The organism is Paenibacillus sp. J22R98 (assembly GCF_059383835.1).
In genome coordinates this window covers 833,964-855,315 of sequence record NZ_JBXENW010000001.1, presented here as the reverse complement: position 1 = coordinate 855,315, position 21,352 = coordinate 833,964, and the positions used below count along the sequence as shown (strand labels likewise).

Sequence of the window (21,352 nt, the reverse complement as noted above, 5' to 3'; positions counted from 1 at the left end):
ATTGGGTTGTCTATTAAACGTTCTCGATCTTAGAATCGCTGAGCCGTACTCGGCGGCCTTCTTCGCTTGAAACGTACGAAGCAAGAACCATTCGAAGGGATGTACGTCCTTCTTCTACTGTTGCAATTGGCGCTCGCTCGCCGCGCAGGAATTCAGCCAGCGGCTTCGCAAGTCCACGGATACGGAAGCCGTGATTCGCAGGTGTTGCAATGTCGCTTGCGGTCCAAGTGCCAGTTGCCGTCGTATATTTCATGAGCCCTGCGCCAACGTCAGGACGAGGTACATTGCAGCTTGTGGCGTCCCCGTAATTCTGCACGATGGTGCCAAGCTCTCCGATAATTTCAGTCGTATTCTGAGCCGAGGTGCATGTAAACGAGCAGCTGACCTCTGCAATCGGTCCGTCCGCATAACGATACACGGCGATTCCGTTATCCATTGGGATACGCGGGTTAAACATCGACGCAATCTCAGCCGTTACACTTTCCGGTTCCCCAAGCAGCCAGTGGATAAAATCAGTCGGATGCGCGGAATCATCTGCCCAAATATCGCGGTTCGCAGCCGGGTCCACATGCCAGCTGTTTGCAAAATCAGCATGCAAGCCTACCGGTAATCCATGTCTGCGTCGAACCATAAAGATTTGACCCAGCTCTCCGCTCTCGATCCACTGCTTCATCTGGATGTTCTGCGGGTCCGTTCTCATCTGCCAAGCCAGCGTAAACGGGACCTGGTGCTTCTGCACTGCTTCGACGATTCGATCGGCTTCCGCCATCGTTAGCGCCATCGGCTTCTGCAGAATAATCGCTTTACCGTGAGCGGCGGCGAGCTCAGCCAGCTCAGCATGCTTTGAGGTTTCAGAAGCAATGACAACCGCCTGAATGTCGCTTCGTTCAAGCAATTTGACCGCATCCGCATACCCTTGCAGGTCATACGCCGTACAAGCCGTCTCCAATCGCTGTGCATCATGATCCCAGGCGGCAAGCACCTTCACGCCATAATCAGCCGTCTTCCATTCGTCACAATAAGCATTGACATGCCCGTGGGCAAATCCGAGGATTCCAACTCCAATCATTGGGTTCATATCTCTCCTTCACTGCTGATTGGTTTGCGTGTACGATCCAAAGATCGGACATGCAGCATTCAGCTATGTTGTTTACTGACCATGAAAACGATTACTTCCCTCATCATAATCAACCTAAAGCATGGAATCATGGTCGATCTGGACAATAACTATTGCGATCAGGACATAAATGGAAGTCGCATCGCGGAAAAGAATCGGTGGCGTACAGATTGGGCAACCTATGACCGCCTCCCTCAAGGCAACTACATATCGTCGAGGAGGATGAGCATTGTCCAGAAATAAGAACAAAACGCTGCAAGGCAAAATGAACGCCATGCAGACGGAGTCCCGTCAAGCCGAGAATGATGTTGCCGGTTCAACGGATCGGAACCGCAACCAGAAGGGGCATGTACCAAACAGCCCGTCGACAGGTTAAGTACAAGACTGTTTCAGGGTGAAGCGCAACGACAAATAGACAGCGGTCTGCAAGTAACCTTGCAAAACCGCTGTCTTTTTCTCCTTCTAAGGTAAAAGTCTCAAGCCTGCCTCATTGCGAGGTATGCGGATCCGAACATGCCTGCCATATCACCCAGTTGCGCAGGTACAATCGGTAGTTCGGGTTCATCCACATAAGCCTTCATGGTATGCGCACGGACTCGGTTTCGTATTCGATCAAACAAGAATTCTCCCTGTCCGGTCACAGCCCCGCCAATTACAATGGCACCGGGATTAAAGGTATGAATGAGGTTCCCAAGCCCGATTGCTATGTAGTCGGCATAACGATCCACGATCTCGAGTTCTGACTCCCCGCCTGATTGTGCGCCGGCAAAGAGTGCCTCCGGCGAAAGCTTGCTTGTCCCGATATGCTCGGCTGCCATTCGTTTGAGCGCCGTTACCGAGGCATATTGCTCCCAACAACCGCATTGACCGCAATTGCACGGCTCTCCGCCGGACTGAATCACGTGATGTCCATATCCTCCCGCGTAGCCGCTTCTCCCGCGATACGGCATCCGATTAACGATTAAGCAGCCACCTACACCTGTACCCAGCGAAATACAAAGGAAGTCCGTCCATTGCTGCCCGGCACCAAGCCAAAGTTCTCCCATCGCCAGCGCATTGACATCATTATCCACTTCAACGGGAAGACCGCAACGCTGCTCCATGATTGCCTTTAACCGCGTGCCGCTCCAACCCGGCAAATTATCGGTAGCGGTTCCGATTACGCCTTCTCTATTTACGAAACCCGCAGTTCCGATACCAGCACCTGAAAGACCTATCCCCTCAGTACGGGCAAATTCACCATATTGGTCAATAATCCCGGTAATACGATCCAATAATTTGTCTCGCCCAAGCTGCGCTTCGGTTGGCCATGTATGGACTTGAAGCGCATGGCCCGAGCTGTCGACGATGCCTGACTTTATGTTCGTACCCCCAATATCGATTCCGATAACGGCAGTTTGATTCATAGGCATCACCTCACTTCGATCGTGCAGATTGGATGTAATCCATATAATCCTGATACAATTTCGGTGAATCCGGATGACCTGCATGTACCGGACTGTTTGGTTTATTTAACATCCCCAAATATTGATAGCACAGTATTTTATCCACATACTTGGATGCCACCTCCAGCTGCCCTTTCACGCGCTCGAACGGAGCCGGATGCAGCACTTTGCCATGAAATTTGAAGATTTCAACATCCGCCCAGAGCGGTTTCCCCGCTTTATTATGCGCCTCGCGAAGCCGCCCCCAAATATCGTCCAGCTCTGCAACTATGGTCTTGCCTACGCCGACTTCGTCCTGATAAGCAATGAAATCCGCTTCCAAAGCTCTCAGCTGACCAACGAAGTGCTCATCCGCAACTATAGAACGCGTACCGAAAGGTGCAATCAGCACTTGCTGTGGGCCATGCTTGCGGCAGTGATTGGCAAGTGTATTGACATATTCCAAATATGGCGCGGGAAAATACTGCTCTATTGCCGCCTCCACCGGGAAGTACCAGCCTTTAAAGGAGGCATGATGGCCATATCGCTGAGAGAGCTCGGAAGCAAATTCAAATCGGTATCGTGTTGCATCGCTGCCTTGACCGAACCCGTGGAAGATCGGCGTCGAGAAGAAACCCAGGCCAAGAAACACGGAAACGCCAAGCCGATCGGCAACTTTCAGCACCACCTCAAGCGGATCGGGACAAACTAAATTCCAGCGTTCTTTGATCACCTCAGACGGGTAGAACGTTTTGCCGTGAAGGGCTACAGACATGAGAATCAATGTGTCCATCCCGGCATCGAACATCTCCGTAATCTTCAGCTCCCAGTCACCGGCTCGAAATTGATCGGTTGTCGCATTCCAGTGGTCGCCTTCATAAGGGTTCGGATGATGGAAATCAAACCAAGTTCCCGAGATCGGTAATACCCGCGCAGCCGTCATAGTCATTTCCCACTCCCCTGATCGTGTGTGGTTTGTCCCGCCTAGGCAAATTAACCTTTAATCCCCGTTAATGTAATCCCTTCGATGAAATATTTTTGCGCGAAGAAAAACATGATGATAATGGGCAACGTGAACAAAGCAGAAGCCGCCATCAGTAAATCCCATTCCACGTAATGCTCTGCCATGAATGCCTGCAATCCAAGCGTAAGCGTATATTTAGCGCTATCGTTCAAATACAGGAGCGGACCCAGAAAATCCGACCACGTATAGAGAAAAGTGAAGATTGCTATAGCTGCCAGCGCCGGCTTACATAGCGGGATTACAATTCGGGTAAATATCGTCCATTCCGTCGCACCATCGATTCTGGCGGCTTGAATGAGCGAATCCGGCAGTGTCATGAAAAACTGCCTCAGCAGAAAGATATAGAACGGCGCTCCCGTGAATGTAGGGATGATTAGCGGCCAATAACTCCCTACAAGACCCAGCTTCTGATAAATCATGTAGACCGGAATCATCGTCACCTGGAACGGCAGCAGCATCGTGGCGACAATGACCGGAAATATGTATTTGCTGCCATCCCACTCTACCTTCGTCAGCGAATAGGCAACTAATGAGGATGAAATGAGCTGTCCGATTACACTAAATATGGTGACAAATAAGGTATTCATCATATAGCGAGTGTACGGAATGCGTTCAAAAACGCGGACATAATTATCCCAATGTACCTTCTGGGGGATAAGGGACAGCGTCGAGTGGGAGATTTCATTTAGTGATTTGAGCGACGTGCCCACGAGCCAGAGAAACGGAACGACGAAAATCAGGCTGAGTACGATGAGCGCCATATGAGGAAGAATACTGCGATTCAGTGCTTTGGCAAGAGGTCTCGTCGTCAACGTTAATCCCCTCCATAGGTGACCCATTTTTTAGATGTTTTGAAAACAACCCAAGTCACTAAGCCCACAATGACGAACATTAGCCACGCCATCGCCGACGCTTTGCCCATTTTGAGATAATAGAATGCATTGTGGTAGAGGTAGACCGCGTAGACGAGCAACGAGTTCTCCGGACCGCCGATTTGGCTGCCGTTCAAACCGCCTGAGCTTCCGATGATCAAATATGCCTGCGTGAAATATTGAAATCCATTAATGAGCTGCATAATCAGCTGGAAGAGAATAATCGGGGAAATGCTAGGCAGCGTAATGTGGAGAAATCGCCTCAGTACGCTTGCGCCGTCGATCTCAGCTGCTTCATACAAGGTTGCCGATACATCCTGAAGAGAGGCTAAGAAAATGACGATGACGTTGCCGACAGCCCAGACCCCGATGATCAACAACGAAGGTTTCGTATATACCGGATCGCCCAGCCAGCTCGGCGCATACAACCCGAGCTTCGTTAGCAGCCCATTCAGCAAACCGTACTGACCGTTCAAAATCCAGATCCACAGCAGCGTCGATGCAGCCAGCGGTACAATGGTCGGCATATAAAATAACGTGCGATACGCTGCCATCCCTCTGACCTTCACATTCAGTAGCAGCGCCACGAGCAGTGCAAACGCAAGGTTCACAGGCGTACCGAAAATGGTGAGATACAGCGTATTGCGCACGCTGATCCAGAATAGATCATCATGAAACAGTTCCTTGTAATTGCCGAATCCGACAAACTTCGGCGGTTGAAAGGCATTGAATTCTGTGAATCCATAATAGAAGGAAAGCAAGATCGGATACAGCGTCAGTCCGAGAAATCCAATCAGCCACGGACTGGCAAACAGCAGTCCTTTAACGGTATTCTTCCCCATCGCACACCTCCGAAGCGGTTGAATCAGCTACGTCTCCTTCGGACTCCTGATCAAGCAGGAGTCCGAAAGAGACGATAAGCTTCATTATTTAAGCACGCTTGCTTTCTCGTCCGCTTCCTTCAAGGCATCCTCAGGCGATTTCTTGCCGTTCACGGCCAGCTCGAACTGGTCGGAGATCAGCTTCGCGTATTCCGTCTGCACGGAAACGGCCGGGAATGCTTTCAAGTTGGCATTCTTGGCTGCATCGGCAAACAGCTTGAAGTCTGGCAGCCCTTGCAGCGAAGGATCGTCGTAAACGGAGGTGCGTGCCGGTAGGTTGCCGAACATCGCATTGAATTTCGTCATCGACTCTTTGGATGTCAGCCAGCTCAGGAACGCCCATGCGCCATCCTTGTTCTTCGCATTCTTAGCAATAAAGAAGGTGGACGCGCTGACTTCACCGCCGCCTGCTAAGCCCGGCTGTCCTTCAGGACCCGGGAGCGGCGCCACGCCATAATCCAAGCCTTCGATTTTCAGTTGGTTCTTCACGGTGTTGCCAAACCAAGGTCCATCGAATCGAATTGCCTGTCTGCCTGAGATGAATGGATCGGTTGCGTCTAAATATTTGGCCGAGGAGTTAAATTTCGTGATGTTGTCTACGCCGAATTTCTCGCGGTAGGATTTCATGAGGTTAATGGCAGCAAGCGTGCCGGAGTTGTTAGGAGTAAGCTTACCGTCTGCAGATGCAAAGTCGCCGCCAAGCGCAAAGGACATCGGATTCACGTAATAAACGAGAGGGAAATCCGGGAATCCCATCACTTTGATCGATTTATCATCATTCACTTGCGTTAACTTGATGGCATCCTCCAGCAGCTCTTTGTCAGTAGTAGGCGGAGCGGCGATGCCAGCGTCTGCGAATAGCTTCTTATTGTAGAACATCATATAGAAGTTTACGTTGATCGGGAGCGCATACGTTTTGCCGTTATATTGACCGCTCTTCAGCGCGCCTGGCACGAAGTCCGACATGTCGTAATTGTCCTTCGCGATATATTCGTCAAGCGGCTCAATGATTCCTTTCTCCGCATACGAAGCCGTATTCGAGCTGAAATTGTCGGTAAGGTCAGGACCGCTGCCGCTGGAGAGCGCCACGATGATCTTCTGCATGTCAGGAACAGACAACCCTTTGACTGTGTACAAATCCTGACTTCCGTTAAATTCGGCGATCAGCTTCTCCAAATTCTCCGCTTCCGTGCCACCCCATAAATACCAGAAGTTCACCACGGTTTTCTCTTTCGGCGTTTCCGTCTTCGCGTCATCTTCCGTCTTGTTCGTGGCGCTCGCATTCGAGTTGTTCGCGTCAGACGTAGTGGTTTGCGCCGGCTTATTCGCTCCCTCTGCATTCGAATTCGAGTTAGACGAGCAGCCTGTGAGTGCGAGACTTCCCATTGCCGAAAGCATTAACAACACATACCATTTCTTACTAGCTTTTTTCACCATGTTCAACCCCTCCGTTTTCTTGGTCAATCCTTGGGATAAGATAACCGATCAGCTGCACTCTGTTCGTTTGATCTAGTTGAATTGGTTTTATGCAAAAAAACTCCCTAGTCTGAACACGTACAGCAGCTTCTCAGCTTTGCCTACAACGTCTGTTCGAACGAGGAAGTCATCTTGTTGTCCATTAATATAATTTATCGCTTACAGCCTTAGATGTCAGTTCGATCGCCTGATATGCGCGCTCCCTGCACTGAATGGCAGCAGCAGTCGTCAGGATATCCAGGACATGGATTTGGGTAATCTTCGAGCGGAACGCCCCGCCTTGAAGAGGCGATTCCTTGGAGCAAGATAGCAGCACGGCATCTGCAAATTGCGTGATCGGTGATTTGGCATGACTGGTGAGACAGACGAAGAATACGCCGTTTCCTTTGGCAATTCGTACCGTATCGACGATATCCTTTGTGCTTCCCGAAGTGGAAACGGCGAAAACTACATCTCGGCTGGTCATCAGCGTGGCCGTCATAGCCATCACATGCGAATCTATGATGAGCTCGGTATGAAAACCAAGACGCATGAACCGGTATTTCGCATCTGCGGCGGTATTGGAGGACGATCCCACCCCGATAAAATAAATTTTGTCCGCTTTCGCAATCGCATCGATCGCTTTCTGCAATTCCCGCATGTCGAGCAGTGCAAGCGTATTCTCCAGAAAGGCTTTATTCTCCGCTGTGATTTTGCTCGCAATGGTCGCAACATCGTCGCTTTCCTCGATCTCGCTATGTACGTTCTTCACCGGATTTACGAGATCCTGTGCCAAGGAGAGCTTAAATTCCTGATACCCCCGAAAGCCGAGCTTCCTGCACAAACGGAGCACGGAAGTATCGCCCACATCCGCCTTCTCAGCCAAGTCCGTCAATGTGGCATACACGACACTCTCGGGATCTTCCTGTATAATATCCGCTATTTTCTGCTCGGTTCGACTTAGTGATTTATACATGCTTGAAATGACAAGCAGCGTATTCGAACTGTCCTGAGTCTTCGTAAACTTCGACACGAATGGACGCCTCCCGTGAAAGATTGGACATCGAAATGAAAAGAGACGCTCTACTAATGCACACTATTCATCGCTTCAACGAATTTTCTGGTAATGAGCTCCGGCCTTGTTATTGCACCTCCAATAACAATGGCATAAGCTCCGCTTTGAAGCAGACGTATCGTATGATCATGCGTCCGTATTCGCCCTTCCGCAAATACGGGTACTGAGATGCGCTGAGCCAGCTCCGAAACGAGAGCAAAGTCAGGTTCTTCGGATTGCTCACTGTACGAGGTATAACCGGATAAGGTTGTCGAGATGATATCGAACCCCAGCTTCTCGGCATGAAGCCCCTCTTCCATCGTTGAAACATCAGCCATTAACAGACAGGTTAACTGTGATCTGGCTTTCGCTACAATGTCCTCAAGCTTCTCTCCTCCGGGCCTTGCCCGGAGTGTGGCATCCATGGCAACGATGGAGGCGCCGGCTTGCGCAACCTGTTCTACATCGGCGTAGGTAGGCGTGATATAAACCTCCGAATCCGGATAAGACTGCTTCCATAATCCAATAATCGGCAAATTGACGGCTTCGACTATTGCCGCAACATCATCAGGTGAGTTAGCTCTAATCGCGGATGCACCGCCGTACTCTGCAGCTTGAGCCATTCGGCTCATCATATCACTGCCATATAGCGCTTCGCCCGGGAACGCTTGGCAGGACACGATCAATTTGCCTTTCAAATCTTCTAATCGCACCGCATGTGAAGTCACATTTCTCAAATGTTTAGCACCTCCCGGCAAGTAAATCGATTGGTTTGCTGAAACGGTTGATACAAATGTGCGGTATTAAACTCCAAGTTTATAAATTATGACGGTTATTTCCTCCAATTATAGTATGGCCTACCGGGGATGTAAAGGATATTTTTTACAATACGAGCACGATCGGCACTCTAAAAAAGGATTGACTTCCTAGCGTGATGCGAGTAATCTGGCGATGTGTGGTGTAATACTCCACATTATATTTAAATTAATGTGGTTTATTCCATTCATGCCACCCACCTTAAAGGAGGTCGTTTATGAAAAGGAGTACTCTCTCATTATTGCTCTCACTCTTCGTCGTACTATCTATCGTTGGCATTGCAGCACCTGTTCCTAAGGAGGCGTTCGCTTCCGGCACTAACCTGCTTCTCGGCAAAGCCTACACTGCTTCCACCATCGCGGATGCCAGTTACCCCGATACAAGCAGCATAGAACTGACTAACGGCACTTACGCCTCCCCTTTGCTAGCCGATGCAAACTGGCAAGGACGCTTTAACGCCACCAGCTACAGCTTCACCGTTGACCTCGGAACTGCCCAATCCTTCAAAGACTTCAAGTCCAACTTCTTCAAGTACACCGGTGCCGCGATCCAACCTCCTACCCTCGTCACTTACGCTTCATCAACGAACGGAACAAGCTATGCAACAGCTTGTACAGTCTCGCAGCAAGGCGCTGGCGTCGACATTGCAGCTGTCCCCTACTCCTGCTCTGCCTCTTCCACCATCTCTGCACGTTATGTGAGAATCACCGTTACAAGTGCCGCAAGCACCTGGTCATTTATTGACGAATGGGAAGTGAGCCCCGCTTCTTTATCCGGAGTAACGAAGCTTAATGGCACCTTTCTACAGCCCGATCTAGGCAATACGTGGACGGACACGCAGTGGAACACCGAATATCAGAAAATGACCGATGTTGGCATGAATCAACTGGTCCTGCAGTGGACGGCCAACAGCAAATCCCACACGATGGTCTATCCGACGACCGCACTTACGGGCTATACGCAAAATACGTCCATTGACGTCGTATCCAAAGCTTTGTCCAAAGGGAATACGTATGGCGTAGACATTTACCTCGGCTTGCAGCTCAATGAAGACTGGTTCGGCAAGTATGCCAGCGACAATACTTGGCTTACGAACGAGGCAAATTTCGCCAAAACATTGGCGGGCGATCTCTACGCCAAATATGGGACGAACGCATCTTTGAAGGGGTTCTATCTCTCCTTCGAAGTTGATAACTGGAACTTCCCAACTTCCACGGAGTGGAGCCGTATGAACACCTTTTATCAAACCGTAGCCGGTTACATTAAGACATTGTCGCCTTCACTGAAAGTGATGATCTCCCCGTTCTACAACACCTCCGGCGGACAGACTTCTTCCGGCTGGCAAACGATGTGGGAAGCGATTCTCCCGAACAGCTCCCTCGATATTCTGGCGCTGCAAGACGGTGTCGGCGCCGGTCACGCAACGACTGCACAGCTTGGTGCTTGGTTCTCCGCCACGAAAGCAGCGATCACAAATGCGCGGCCTGCCATGTTGCTTTGGGATGATGCCGAGACGTTCAATCTGGATTTTCAGCCGATGGATTTATCGATGATGGTAGCGGATATCAACGCTGTCTCCTCTTATGTAACGAACTATCTCAGCTTCAGCTTTAACCATTTTATTAGTCCGCAGCAAGTAAACCCGCTCTACTACACCACTTATCAGAATTACGTAACCTCCGGAACCTTAGACGGGACAGCACCTACAACCCCTACTTCTCTCGCTTCATCTTCAACTACTTCAATCACAACGCACCTCAGCTGGACGGCTTCAACGGATGCTACCGGCGTAGTCGGCTATAAGATCTATCGAAACAATGAGGTTGTCTGGACGGCGTATTCGGCTGGAACCACTTTTGACGACAGTCAGCTAAGTGCGAACACCACCTATACGTATAAAGTGCAAGCGTTCGACGCAGCCGGAAACAATTCCGCCGCATCATCTCAAATATCCGTCACTACTTTAGCCGGCACCAGCTACCCTACGAATCTGTCAGCCGGCAAAACCTATACGTCAACACTGGCTGCTGATGTTTCCTATCCGGATAGCGGCGGTGAGTTAACGAACAGCAGTTTCGGCTCCACGGTCTATTCCGATGCCGCGTGGCAAGGGCGTAATACGGCCAGCACCTATTCCTTTACAATCGACCTCGGCAGCTCGAAGACGATTAAAGAGGTGACTTCGAACTTCCTTCAAGTCAAATCGGTCTATATCCTGCTTCCGAAGAAGGTTACGTTCTTTACTTCGCCGGATAACGTGAACTTCACGCAAGTCGGTATCGTCAATAAACCGGCTGTCAGCGCCACGGACCAAACGAAAACGTATAAAGTAACCGGCCTTAGCAGCGTGACTGGTCGATACGTGAAGGTGCAGATCGAACCTGCCAGCAGCGCCTGGACGTTTATCGATGAGATCCAAGTGAAGCAGTAGTTGGCTGTTGTTGAGAGTCGGGAAATCCGACTCTCAACAATTTCACCCTGAAGCTGTACCTCATGCTACAGCAACTCCAGCTACACTTGCGCAACAAAAAAGGGCCACCTCAAAAGTCACCTACACTTTTGAGACAGCCCCTATTCGACTAAATCGCGGCCAGGTCAGCAACTACCCAACTCTTGCTCTCTGCATCCACAACTTGCTCCGCGTAATCGGCCGCTTGTGCCAACGCCTCGTCTTTGTTAGCGGCTTGGCCTAACACCGCATAAGCCCGCGCAGCCGCTTCATATCCATAAGCCATATAGAAGGCATCCAGCTCCGCATCAGTGGTGACCTTCAAGCATTTGTTAGCATAATCGAGTGCTTGGCTGCCTTGTCCAATAACAGCGTAAACGCGAGCCAGCTGCCAGTAGCCGACAGACAGATTCGTAGGCGTGTGCTCCTCCACCTGTGTCCAATGCCAGAACGAGCTGTGGCAGAGATGCACCATCTCTTCGTTCTCCCGCTCTGTTCGCGCTTCCTTACTCAGCAGATCCCAAACCTTATTAAAGCATGATGAAGCCAGCTGTTTATGAGTCAGAACGTCCCTCTCCCCACAGATGTAAAATAATAGTTACCATTTCATCATAAATAAAGCTGCAGGAAGGAGCAACCCAATCCTGCAGCTGTTTATGCATGTACGAGCTATTTACCGATACTCCGGAGGTGTCCGTCTCGCGACATTCGTCAGAATAGCCGCTTCGATGACTGCTTTGCGAACCTGGATGACGACCTGCTCGTTGAAAATACTCGGAATTATGTAGTGCTCATTCAACTCGCTGCTGGAGACGACCGATGCAATCGCTCTTGCTGCCGCCAATTTCATCGGCTCATTGATTCTTCTTGCCCGGCAATCGAGCGCTCCGCGGAACAAGCCCGGGAATACGAGGACATTGTTGATTTGGTTCGGGTAATCGCTTCTGCCCGTCGCAAATACGGCCACATGCGGAAGCGCCTCTTCCGGTGCGATCTCCGGCTCCGGATTGGCCATCGCGAATACGATGCTCCCCGGTGCCATTCGTTTCACATCTTCCTCGCCAAGCACGCGCGCACGCGATACCCCGATGAATACATCGGCACCTGCGATAACTTCCTTCAACGTGCCGCTGTTCGCCTCAACCTGCGGCTGCTCGGAGAGCCATTGCCACATCGGGTGATGCTCGTAGGATCCACCGCGAATAATAGCACCGTCACGGTCAACCGGGACAAGCCGCTTCACACCGGCTTGCAGCAGCATTTTACAGATCGAAACGCCTGCTGCGCCAATCCCATTTACTACCACACGGATATTCTCGATTCGTTTGCCGACTACCTTAAGGGCGTTTAGCAACCCTGCGATAACAACTACGGCTGTACCGTGCTGATCATCATGAAAGACCGGAATATCAAGCTCATCGGCGAGCCTGCTTTCGATTTCGAAACAGCGCGGAGAACTGATATCCTCCAAATTGATGCCGCCGAAGATCGGACTCATGATCTTAATCGTCCGGATGAGTTCTTCCGTATCTTTCGTATCCAGACATAATGGGAATGCGTCAACGCCTGCCAATTGCTTGAACAGCATCGCTTTCCCTTCCATTACGGGTGCCGCAGCATGCGGGCCAATATCCCCGAGTCCGAGAACCGCTGTTCCATCTGTGACTACGGCAACTGTGTTTCGTTTTATCGTAAGCGAATAAGCTTTGTGCGGATTCTCAGCGATGGCCGTACACACGCGCGCTACTCCCGGTGTATACACCTTGGACAAATCATCGCGATTCTTGATGGGCAGCGTCGGTTGAATGGTAATCTTCCCGCCCAAGTGAACCAAGAACGTACGGTCCGACACGTTGATAACGGAGATGCCGTCAAGTCCACGCAGCGCATCCACCATAACCGATTCATTTTTGTCGGAGAGATCTACTGTAATATCGCGTGTTGAAGTGTCATGTCCCGGGCGGATGACGTCAATGGAAGTAATATCGCCGCCCGCTTTGCTGATTGTTGCGGCTACATCGCCGAAGGTAACTTTCTTGTGATCCAGCTCTAACCTGAAAATAATGCTAGTTTGTGCCATCTTAGACCCAACCTCTCCATCTTACAGCTTCAGCTACCCGCTTTAATCCTACCATATAGGCGGACAGTCTCATATCTGTCTTCTTCTCTTGGGAAGTGCGGTACACATTGTTGAACGCATCCACAAGAATCTTTTTCAGTCGATCGTTAACTTCTTCCTCTGTCCAATAGTATCCCTGATTATTTTGTACCCATTCGAAATACGATACAACCACGCCGCCGGCGCTCGCCAATACGTCAGGTACGATCATAATCCCGCGTTCGGTCAAAATCTGCGTAGCCATATGAGTCGTCGGCCCGTTTGCAGCTTCTACGAGCAGTTTTGCTTTGATGAGATGTGCATTGTCTTCCGTAATTTGATTCTCAATTGCCGCCGGAATTAGGATATCGCAATCCTGAATCAATAATTCCTGGTTTGTAATGCGATTCGGGAATAGATTGGTGACACAGCCGAACGAATCGCGGCGGTCCATCAAGTGGTCAATATCAAGTCCCTCGGGATTATAGAGCGCTCCTGCCGCATCCGAGATACCGACGATCGTTGCACCAGCGTCATGCAAGAATTTCGCCAGGTAGCTGCCTGCATTCCCGAAGCCTTGGATGATAACGCGCGCCTTCTGAATTGGGATTCCAAGCACTTTAGCCGCTTCGTTCATGACGATACTCACGCCAAGCGCCGTGGACGATTCACGGCCAATCGAGCCGCCAAGCACCAGCGGCTTGCCTGTAATGAACCCCGGGGAGTCAAATTCACGGATGCGGCTGTACTCATCCATCATCCACGCCATAATTTGCGAGTTCGTAAATACGTCCGGCGCCGGAATATCTTTTGTCGGTCCGACAACCTGACTGATCGCTCTTACATAACCGCGGCTAAGTCGCTCCAACTCACCAAAGGACATCGTACGCGGATCACACTGGATGCCGCCCTTGCCGCCGCCATACGGCAAATTCGTAACGCCGCACTTGATGCTCATCCACATCGACAACGCTTTCACTTCTTCTTGCGTGACATCCGGGTGGAACCTAACGCCGCCTTTGGTCGGTCCGACTGCATCATTATGCTGCGCGCGATAACCCGTGAACACCTTCACCTTGCCATCATCCATTTTCACCGGGATACGAACAGTTAGCAGACGCAGAGGCTCCTTAAGCAGCTCATAGAAAGCGCTCTCATAACCTAGCTTAGTTAAAGCCGTTTCAATGACTTGTTGCGTTCTGGCAAGTACGTCAACATTTTCTTTGACCTTATTCATCTGTATAGGGCCCCCTCAGGTGGATGTGTAACTAGAATGAATGATTGGCTTAGCATGGCTTTCGGCGAAAAAGAGAAAAGGCCCTCCAAGCAATTAGCATAGAGGGCCGCAAAGTTCATTAGATTTTGCGGGAAGTCAATTTAGCTTGCGTGAAGAGCAGCAGGTAATCATAGCCGCCTGCTTTGGAATCCGTTCCGGACATATTGAAACCGCCGAATGGATGAACGCCTACAAGCGCGCCTGTGCATTTACGGTTGATATACAAGTTACCGCAATGAACCGTTTCAAGCGCTTCGGCAATCCGATCTTCGTCCGTGGAGAAGTAGGAACCCGTCAAACCAAACTCGGTATCATTGTACATGGCAATAGCTTCCTGCCAGTCTTTCGCTTTAGCAAGCGCCAGTACCGGTCCGAAGATCTCTTCTTGCATGATCCGCGCTTTGCCGCCTACATCGCCGAACACTGTCGGTTGGATGTAATAGCCGTTACCCTCAGCTTTGTCGCCGCCAACAAGCAGTGTCCCCTCTTGTTTGCCCACTTCGATATAATCAAGAATGCGGTCATAGGATGTTTTATCAATAACTGGTCCTGCAGCAAAATCATGCTCTTGCAGACCCCACTTCAACTTCTTCGTCAATTCGACAACACGCTCGGCCACTTGATCGTAAACCGATTCTACGATAACCGCACGTGAACCTGCGGAGCACTTCTGGCCTTGGAAACCGAATGCAGATGCTACGATAGCCGCTGCCGCTGCTTCCAAATCCGCTGTTTCATCGACCACGATGCCGTCTTTACCGCCCATTTCGGCAATGACGCGTTTGATCCAAATTTGACCCGGAACGGTATCAGCTGCCAGCTTGTTGATGCGAAGACCCACTTCTTTGGAGCCTGTGAAGCTGATGAAACGAGTTTTCGGATGCGTCGTCAAGTAGTCGCCCACTTCTGCGCCGCTGCCCGGAATAAAGTTGATAACGCCTGCCGGCAAACCTACTTCTTCCATCAGGGCGAAGAATTTATGTGCGATAACCGGTGTTGTCGATGCGGGTTTAAGCAGCACCGTGTTACCCGAAACTACAGCAGCTGTTGTCATGCCCACACAGATCGCAAGGGGGAAGTTCCAAGGAGGAATAACAACGCCCACCCCAAGCGGAATGTAAGTGATTTTGTTATCTTCGCCCGGAATTTTCGTCAGCGGCTGTGTTTCATTCGTGTTGCTAAGACGAATCATTTCACGACCATAGAACTCCAGGAAGTCGATTGCTTCTGCAGTATCAACATCCGCTTCTACATAGTTTTTGCCGGATTCAAGAATCATCGTCGCGGAGAATTCATGCTTACGCTCACGCATCAGATGAGCTGCTTTGAACAAGTATTCCGCGCGTTCGCGAGCAGGAACTTTCTTCCACGTTTCAAACGTAGTCAATGCCGCTTGCATCGCTTGTTCCGCAAGCTTCTGATCGGCTTTGCTCACATAACCGATTACTTCGTCTATGTTACCGGGGTTGATCGACGTGATTTTCGCTTCCGTCTCGATCTTCTCGCCGCCGATCGTAAGCGGATAATGACGACCCAATTCAGATTTCACCTTTGCAATTGCCGCTTGCATCGCTTTCTTGTTCTCTTCCAGAGCAAAGTTCGTAAACGGCTCGTTCGCATATGGTTTCACTTCTGTAAATGTATTCATCATTGTCAGGCTCCTCTCCCGGTTACGGGTCTAATGTATTCGTAAAGCTATTATTTACTTAAACATGTTCTTGAGAACGAACCAAACATTGGCCGGACGTTCCGCAAGGCGGCGCATGAAATAACCGAACCAATCGACGCCATAAGGCACATACACGCGAACACGGTAGCCTTCTTGCACGAGCTGCTTCTGTAAATCCTCGCAGATGCCGTACAGCATTTGGAACTCGAAGCGATCCTTCGAAATGCCCTCCACTTGCACGAATGCTTTCGTAAAATCAATAATGGCAGGATCATGGCTGGCTACAGCGGTATAATTGCCGTTCTTCATATGCTGCTGGATAATCCGTTTCAAATTATCATCCACGTCTTTCTTCTCCGGGAACGCCACGTTAGGCGATTCCTTATATGCACCCTTCACGAGGCGCAAATTGGCGCCAAGCGCATTCAAGTTCTGAATATCTTGTTCTGTCCGGTACAGGTACGCTTGAATAACAATGCCGACATTGTCATATTCCTTGCGAAGCTCCTCGTAAATATCGAGCGAAACTTGGCAGTGCGCGTAATCTTCCATGTCGATTCGGACAAAATTATTATGCATCCGTGCGCGAGTCAAAATCCGTCTCATGTTGCTCATGCAAAGTTCGCGGCTGATGTCCAGTCCCAGCGAGGTCATCTTGAGCGACAGATTAGAAGTAACACCGGAGCTTGCGATCGCATCAAGTGTCTGAATACACATGTCTGCGGACTCACGCGCTTCTTCTTCGCTAAAGACAAATTCACCCAAGTGATCCAGCGTCGCAATACGACCGTCATCATTGAGTTTACGTACGGCATCGATCGACTGTTTAATCGTCTCGCCTGCGACAAAACGGGCTGCGCCAAAGCGAAGACCATATTTCTTAGCTAAACGGTTGGCAGATCGGCTCTTGCCTAATGCTTGAAACATATTTCGAAGCATCACTTCCATGCGATCAAGTCCCCCCATCCGAGTTGTACAAAGTTGTTCATTTCACTACTAAGAATTATACACTCTAATCTTTATTTTGAACAGTATTTGTTCAATAAATGTGTTCATCCAATGTTTTGAACAACTGTACAAGCTTCACCATGGGCAATTCTGTTGAATAAGTTCGACAAAGTATGGTAAATTTGAGTCATCTTACGCCAGAGCGAGGGCCATTATGTTCAAAATTGAACAACTACCGTTGAACAATCAAGTGATGTTTCTGCCCGGCGCAGCGACAGTGGAACAACTGCTGCAACCATTAAGAGAAAACAAAGCCGTCCTGCTTGCTATTAAGGAAGACATGGAGCAAGCTGTCCTCGTTATTCCCGAGGATCTGGCTCTCCTTGAGAGCGGACTTCTGGATAAGCAAGCCTCCGCTCCGGAGCTGCTTGGCGAGAACCCCTGGTTTCGTTCCGTCCTTTGCGAAGCAGGGAATGACTCCTTCCGTTTAGCCACCTACTCGACGAATCGCCCTGTTCTGCTTCGAGATGCCAGCGGTACGATTGTGGGCTACATTCATTTATCCGATCTGGTCCGTTATCTCGATTCGGAGCAGCAGCGCTGGTCAGCCTACTTCAAAACGCTCTCGGAAACCGTTACGGAAGCCGTTACGGTTGTCGATCGAAGCGGCGAGGTAATCTGCTGGAACCCGGTCGCGGAAGAAATCTACAACTTACCCAAAGCCGAGATTCTTGGCAGGCGCATCGGGGAGCATTTTGATACAGAAACCCTTATGGTATTGAAAATACTCGATGAAGGCAGAATGATTCGCAACACGTATCATCGGCCGCGCGAAGACACGCATGTTCTCATTAACGCCGCTCCTATTCGCGATTCGCAGGGCATGATTATTGGAGGCATCGCAGCCGAGCAGGATATTACGCAGCTAGTCAGATTGAACGAAGAACTAAGCTCAGCTCACACCTTCTCGCATATGCAGAAATCCGCCGATAAGGAATTATTCTCCCTCATGAAAGGCAAAGGGCCTGCCATCGGTAAAGTCATGCAGTGGGCGAGGAAAGTCGCAGCAACCGACACTCCGGTACTTCTAATCGGTGAAGGCGGTGTAGGGAAAGAGCAGTTAGCTCAAATTATTCATAATTCCGGTCCGCGTGCCGATCATGCGTTTCTCTCTGTGAATTGCGGCATTGTCCCTATGGGCCTGCTCGAAACGGAGCTATTCGGTTTCCAAGGCGGGGCTTTCACCGGAGCTGAATCCGGGGAAGCCGGCAAGCTGGAGCTAGCGAAAGACGGCACCTTGTTCATAAATGAAATTGACCGACTGTCCTTAGAGCTGCAAGCTAAGCTGTACCACTACATTTCGCAGCAAACGATCACACGCACGGGCGGCAGCAAACCGATTGCGCTGCGGACGCGGATTATCGCGGCATCGACGACAGACTTGGCAGCAAAAGTGGCAGAGCAGCTTTTCCGGTCCGATTTGTATTATGCGCTGAATGTCGTTTCCCTCTCCATCCCGCCGCTTCGTGATCGGCCGGAAGATATTCCGGCGATGCTGCAGATGTATCTGAAGCAGTTCTCGCTGCATTATCAGAAGCCGCTGCCTGCGTTGTCTCCGGAAGTGATGCTGGCTTTTGCCAACTATGATTGGCCGGGCAACATCCTTGAGCTGCGCAATGTCATTGAGCGCTGCATCATTCTAAGTGATGAAGATACGATTACATTAGAGCATTTGCCTGCAGCGCTTCAGGCCAGACAGCCGAGCTTGGCACTTACCCGCAAGGATACCGATTCGCCCTCTTCCGATGGCGAGAAGCGGTTAAAAGCAAGCAGCAACTTCGAAGAAGAGCAGCTGCTCATTCACGACGCGCTTGCCAAGACAGCCGGGAACAAGAGCGCCGCCGCCAAGCTGCTTGGCGTATCCAGAGGAACGCTGTATAACAAGATGAAAGAATTCGGGCTGGAATAAAAACCTAAACTGGCACCGACTCATAAGGACATCGAACGAAGAAAAGCCGCTGCGAGCGATCCTTGGGATCGTTATCGTAACGGCTTTTCTTCGGCTTGCATTATATAATTCGTTTACCGAGTAAGGAAGCGATAAGTCCGATAGCCAGTCGAGCTGTGCGGCGGCTTTCATCCATCATGCCATTCACTTCAACGACATCAATGGAGATGATGCGATTCGTCTCTGCCAGCAATTCACAGGCAAAATGCGCTTCACGATATGTCAGTCCACCAGGTACTTGCATGCCTACTCCCGGTGCTTCCATCGGATCGAGGCAGTCTGCGGAGAAGCTTACATGGATGCCATCCGTGCCTTGTCCTGCAATTTCAACAGCCTTCGAAATGACCTTCTCGATGCCCATCCGATCAATCTCATGCATCGTGAATACTGTGATCCCTTCGGACAGAATGAGCGCCCGCTCTTCCGGTTCAACATCGCGGACTCCGATAAGGACTACATTCTCTTTCCTAATCGCCGTCTTCGATACGCCGCCCGCAATATCGGCAAGTGTAAGCTTCGCTTTGCCAAGCGCGACGGCAAGCGACATCCCGCCCATTTTGCCGGTTGGCGTGTTTTCTTCCGTGTTAAGTCCCGCATGCGCATCGAAGTAGATAACGCCAACGCTCGCGATCTCCTTCGCGAGACCTGCCAATACACCGATCGTTACGCTATGGTCTCCGCCGAGCACGAGCGGAATGCTGCCCTTGCCCACTTCTTGCGCAACTAGCTCAGCCACTTGCCTGCTCATTTCCTTCACTTCGGGCAAATGCTTAAGGCTTGAATCTTTGGCAGACGCCGCTGTCGGCTTCTGTGGGCATTTTACTTTATGTTCGCCTGTAATCTCGTAGGCTGTCTTGCGGAGCTGACGCAATAATCCGACCTGCATCATCGTTTCCGGTCCTTCTTCCGTGCCCGGACGTCCTGCTCCGAGTCCGAAAGGCACCGCGATCAAACTCAGTTTCTTCCTGTTCTCTGCTGCTTGGTTCACTTCTGCCATCGTGGCCCACCATCCTACTCGTCGTCTACATGCTAATTGCCGGCTGCAGCCGGTTTAGAAAAGCTGCTTGATCCGCGCGAGCGCCCAATCCAGCTGTTCTTTCGTGATCGTAAGCGGCGGCGCGAAGCGGATGGTCGTTTCATGCGTTTCTTTGCACAAAATCCCCAATTCCTTCAGCTTCTCGCAATATGGCCGAGCTTCGCCGTGCAGCTCCAAACCAATAAACAGACCGCGTCCGCGTACTTCTTTTATAACCGGATTGGCAATCTGGCGAAGCTCCTCGAGAAAATAAGCACCGAGCTCATTGGAGCGTTTCACCAGCTCTTCGTCCTGAAGCACATCCAGCGCAGCGATCGCGACCGCGCAGCCTAGCGGGTTGCCGCCGAAGGTTGAACCGTGTGAACCCGGGCTGAATACGCTGAGAAGCTCTTCGTTTGCCGCAACGGCCGAGATCGGGAACACTCCGCCGCCAAGTGCTTTACCCATAATATACATATCAGGAACAACCGATTCCCAATCGCATGCAAACAGCTTACCAGTACGGCCGAATCCCGTTTGGATTTCATCCGCCACGAAGAGTACATTGTTCTCCTTGCATAGATCCGCGGCTGCCTTTAGGAAACCTTCGGTTGGGATAACGATACCCGCTTCCCCTTGAATCGGCTCAACCAGAAATGCCGCCGTGTTCGGCGTAATCGCTGCCCGAAGAGCGTCGAGGTCGCCGTAAGGAATGATTTTGAACCCCGGTGTAAAAGGTCCGAAGCCTTCCTTATATTCCTCAGAGGATGAGAACGACGTAACCGTAATGGTGCGGCCGTGGAAATTACCCTCGCATACGATGATTTCGGCCTGATCCGTCGGCACCTGTTTCACGCTGTACGCCCAGCGCCGAACCGCTTTTAGTGCTGTTTCAACTGCTTCCGCGCCTGTGTTCATCGGTAGAATCATGCTTTTCCCGGTCAGCGCGGTCAGCTTCTCGTAGAACTCGCCAAGCTGGTCGTTATGGAATGCGCGGGAGGTGAGCGTTACTTTGTCTGCCTGCTCCTTAAGCGCCGCAATGATGCGGGGATGGCGATGTCCATGATTAAGCGCCGAATACGCGCTCAGCATATCCATAAACTTGTTGCCTTCCGGATCTTCCACCCATACGCCTTCAGCTTTCGAAATGACGATCGGCAGCGGATGATAGTTCGGGGCGCCGAAGCGCTCCGTTTGTTCGATAATGCGATTAGTCACGGTACCCATACTGGCACTCTCCCTTACG

At 50.7% G+C, this 21,352-nt stretch carries 18 protein-coding genes; 3 read left to right on the top strand and 15 right to left on the bottom strand.

Translation table 11 applies throughout. The features are described 5' to 3' along the window. Positions 1-13 precede the first annotated feature (13 nt). A complete protein-coding gene (locus AC50Y3_RS03940; protein WP_494817433.1) occupies positions 14-1,069 on the bottom strand; it encodes a Gfo/Idh/MocA family protein in 1,056 nt (351 codons plus the stop codon). Between the two features lie 277 nt (positions 1,070-1,346). On the opposite strand from AC50Y3_RS03940, the gene AC50Y3_RS03935 reads away from it, so the two are divergent. Beyond that, positions 1,347-1,493 carry a hypothetical protein gene (locus tag AC50Y3_RS03935; protein WP_494817432.1) on the top strand — a complete coding sequence of 49 codons (147 nt, stop codon included), beginning with the start codon at positions 1,347-1,349 and terminating at the stop codon, positions 1,491-1,493. Between the two features lie 100 nt (positions 1,494-1,593). Here the strand turns inward: AC50Y3_RS03935 and AC50Y3_RS03930 are convergent, their stop codons facing one another. The 7 genes from AC50Y3_RS03930 to AC50Y3_RS03900 form a co-directional block, all read right to left on the bottom strand. Further along, the gene (locus AC50Y3_RS03930; protein ID WP_494817431.1) at positions 1,594-2,523 is read right to left on the bottom strand and encodes an ROK family protein; all 930 of its coding nucleotides are present in this window, start codon (positions 2,521-2,523) and stop codon (positions 1,594-1,596) included. A 10-nt stretch (positions 2,524-2,533) separates the two neighbouring features. Further along, the gene (locus AC50Y3_RS03925) at positions 2,534-3,490 is read right to left on the bottom strand and encodes a DUF4434 domain-containing protein (RefSeq protein ID WP_494817430.1); all 957 of its coding nucleotides are present in this window, start codon (positions 3,488-3,490) and stop codon (positions 2,534-2,536) included. A gap of 44 nt (positions 3,491-3,534) precedes the next feature. Then, entirely contained in the window at positions 3,535-4,377 is an 843-nt protein-coding gene (locus tag AC50Y3_RS03920; RefSeq protein ID WP_494817429.1) for a carbohydrate ABC transporter permease, read from the bottom strand. Positions 4,378-4,379: 2 nt separating this feature from the next. Beyond that, a complete protein-coding gene (locus AC50Y3_RS03915) occupies positions 4,380-5,279 on the bottom strand; it encodes a carbohydrate ABC transporter permease (RefSeq protein WP_494817428.1) in 900 nt (299 codons plus the stop codon). Positions 5,280-5,363: 84 nt separating this feature from the next. Further along, positions 5,364-6,755, bottom strand: a complete 1,392-nt coding sequence (locus AC50Y3_RS03910; RefSeq protein WP_494817427.1) for an ABC transporter substrate-binding protein — start codon at positions 6,753-6,755, stop codon at positions 5,364-5,366. A 181-nt stretch (positions 6,756-6,936) separates the two neighbouring features. Continuing rightward, positions 6,937-7,806: a MurR/RpiR family transcriptional regulator gene (locus AC50Y3_RS03905; RefSeq protein ID WP_494817426.1), complete on the bottom strand. Its 870-nt coding sequence runs from the start codon at positions 7,804-7,806 to the stop codon at positions 6,937-6,939. 53 nt (positions 7,807-7,859) lie between these two features. Beyond that, complete coding sequence (locus tag AC50Y3_RS03900) at positions 7,860-8,555, bottom strand: N-acetylmannosamine-6-phosphate 2-epimerase (RefSeq protein WP_494817787.1); 696 nt, start codon at positions 8,553-8,555, stop codon at positions 7,860-7,862. A gap of 305 nt (positions 8,556-8,860) precedes the next feature. Here AC50Y3_RS03900 and AC50Y3_RS03895 point away from each other — a divergent pair, with 305 nt between their 5' ends. Beyond that, positions 8,861-11,074, top strand: a complete 2,214-nt coding sequence (locus AC50Y3_RS03895) for a DUF4434 domain-containing protein (RefSeq protein WP_494817425.1) — start codon at positions 8,861-8,863, stop codon at positions 11,072-11,074. A 148-nt stretch (positions 11,075-11,222) separates the two neighbouring features. On the opposite strand, the gene AC50Y3_RS03890 is transcribed toward AC50Y3_RS03895, so the two are convergent. The 5 genes from AC50Y3_RS03890 to AC50Y3_RS03870 all read right to left on the bottom strand — a co-directional run bounded on the left by AC50Y3_RS03890 (position 11,223) and on the right by AC50Y3_RS03870 (position 17,083). Then, on the bottom strand, positions 11,223-11,567 hold the full coding sequence (locus tag AC50Y3_RS03890; RefSeq protein WP_494817424.1) for a hypothetical protein: 345 nt from the start codon (positions 11,565-11,567) through the stop codon (positions 11,223-11,225). Between the two features lie 198 nt (positions 11,568-11,765). Beyond that, positions 11,766-13,172, bottom strand: coding sequence for an NAD-dependent malic enzyme (locus AC50Y3_RS03885; RefSeq protein WP_494817423.1), 1,407 nt, complete (start codon positions 13,170-13,172; stop codon positions 11,766-11,768). Between the two features lies 1 nt (position 13,173). Beyond that, a complete protein-coding gene (locus AC50Y3_RS03880) occupies positions 13,174-14,427 on the bottom strand; it encodes a Glu/Leu/Phe/Val family dehydrogenase (protein WP_494817422.1) in 1,254 nt (417 codons plus the stop codon). A gap of 118 nt (positions 14,428-14,545) precedes the next feature. Next, positions 14,546-16,114 (bottom strand): L-glutamate gamma-semialdehyde dehydrogenase, encoded by a 1,569-nt coding sequence (gene pruA / locus AC50Y3_RS03875; protein ID WP_494817786.1) that lies wholly within the window; start codon positions 16,112-16,114, stop codon positions 14,546-14,548. A 54-nt stretch (positions 16,115-16,168) separates the two neighbouring features. Further along, positions 16,169-17,083, bottom strand: a complete 915-nt coding sequence (locus AC50Y3_RS03870; RefSeq protein ID WP_494817421.1) for a proline dehydrogenase family protein — start codon at positions 17,081-17,083, stop codon at positions 16,169-16,171. 214 nt (positions 17,084-17,297) lie between these two features. Here AC50Y3_RS03870 and AC50Y3_RS03865 point away from each other — a divergent pair, with 214 nt between their 5' ends. Further along, complete coding sequence (locus tag AC50Y3_RS03865) at positions 17,298-19,052, top strand: sigma-54 interaction domain-containing protein (RefSeq protein WP_494817420.1); 1,755 nt, start codon at positions 17,298-17,300, stop codon at positions 19,050-19,052. Positions 19,053-19,152: 100 nt separating this feature from the next. On the opposite strand, the gene rocF is transcribed toward AC50Y3_RS03865, so the two are convergent. Both rocF and AC50Y3_RS03855 read right to left on the bottom strand, forming a co-directional pair. Next, positions 19,153-20,088, bottom strand: coding sequence for an arginase (rocF, locus tag AC50Y3_RS03860; RefSeq protein ID WP_494817419.1), 936 nt, complete (start codon positions 20,086-20,088; stop codon positions 19,153-19,155). A 54-nt stretch (positions 20,089-20,142) separates the two neighbouring features. Beyond that, positions 20,143-21,333 carry an ornithine--oxo-acid transaminase gene (locus tag AC50Y3_RS03855; RefSeq protein WP_494817418.1) on the bottom strand — a complete coding sequence of 397 codons (1,191 nt, stop codon included), beginning with the start codon at positions 21,331-21,333 and terminating at the stop codon, positions 20,143-20,145. Between the last annotated feature and the right edge of the window lie 19 nt (positions 21,334-21,352).